The sequence below is a fragment of the Nonomuraea zeae genome (genome assembly GCF_005889725.1).
Taxonomy (GTDB): Bacteria; Actinomycetota; Actinomycetes; order Streptosporangiales; family Streptosporangiaceae; genus Nonomuraea; species Nonomuraea zeae.
Genome location: NZ_VCKX01000680.1, coordinates 1 through 1,299, shown reverse-complemented (window position 1 = coordinate 1,299; position 1,299 = coordinate 1). Strand labels below are relative to the sequence as shown.

1 protein-coding gene is annotated in these 1,299 nt (G+C 72.8%); it reads right to left on the bottom strand.

Features of this window, described 5'->3' with window-relative positions; translation table 11 throughout:
* Positions 1-270 precede the first annotated feature (270 nt).
* A partial coding sequence (locus ETD85_RS62340) for a hypothetical protein (protein ID WP_206059658.1) occupies positions 271-1,299 on the bottom strand: 1,029 nt, incomplete at its 5' end.

Genomic DNA, 1,299 nt, shown 5'->3' with positions numbered 1-1,299 from the left:
CCCTCAACCCGCTTCCACCCCACCGGATCCGCCACCTCAATGCGATCCCAGCACCCGAGGCCCGCCACCGCGACGCAGCCCCGACACCCCGAGGCCCGCCACCACAATGCAATCCCGGGCCCCGGTTCCTCAGGGTCCGCCACCCGCTCGCCGCTCCGATTCCCAAGGGTCCGCTACCTACTCGCAGCCCCCGGCCCCCCTGCGGCCTCGCTGCCTCTTGCGGCGGCCTCGCTACCTCAGCGCGGCTCCGGCCCTCCTCGACGAGCCGCCTTAACGCGCCCCCGCCTCGGCCGTACGCTCTGCCCGGGCCGCGGGGGCGCCCGCGGCCGGGAGCACGATCCGCAGCTCCGCCTGCGTGGGCGGCTTCGTCCAGGTGAGGCCGGGACCACCGGCGGCGATCACACCGGCGGCGACCTCTCGCAGCAGCGACTCCGCCGCCGCGTCCGGCTGCTTCTCGCGGGCATCCACGTAGCCGTCGAGCACCCGGGCCAGGTCCAGCATCATCGTGTTCACGGCCGATCCCCCGCGCGCACCCGCCGCGCGCTCCACAACCGTCGCCGGTGCCACAACGCCGCCACCCGCCTTGACCTCGGCCCCAGCCCCGGCCCCAGCCCCGGCCTCCACCAGTTCAACCGGCTCCACCGCCGTCTTCGGGGTCTCCACGGCTTCCACGCTTCCTACGACCTCTGGACCTTCCGCGCCCCCTGCAACCTCCGGAGCCTCCGAGGCCTTCGCGACCTCTGCAACTTCCAGACCCTCCGCGACCTCCAGTACCTCCACGATCTCCGGAGCCTTCGCCGCATCCACCTCATCCGGAGTTTGCTCGACACGAGGGCTCTGCGACTCGGCCTTCTCGGCTGGTTGCGGGCGCCTGCCGACGACGGAGAGCTGCAACGCTCCAATCCGCTCGTCGCTCGACCAGGTCTCAACACCCTCGACCTGCTCAGGACACACGGCCTGGCGCACGGCCGCGGCGAAGGCGGCGCGATCCATCCCGTCCACCTCGCCGTCCAGCCAGCCGGGCCGCAGGTGCAGCACTCCGGGCCGCTCGGTCGCCGGCAACCGTTCCAGCAGCGCCGCGACCGTCCCCTGCGGATCGTGCAACGCGGCGTCCCCTCTCGCCGCGAAACCGTCCGCGACGAGGTGCAGCGAGATCAGCCGCGGCGGATCGTACGTCGTGAGCACCCCCTGCTCCGCACTGACCCGCAGCTCATTGCCACCGTCGTGGTAGGCCCGCAGACCCTCCATGAACGCGGCCCGCGCCTCAGGAGCGAGACGCGACACCCAGTCCCACTCCCC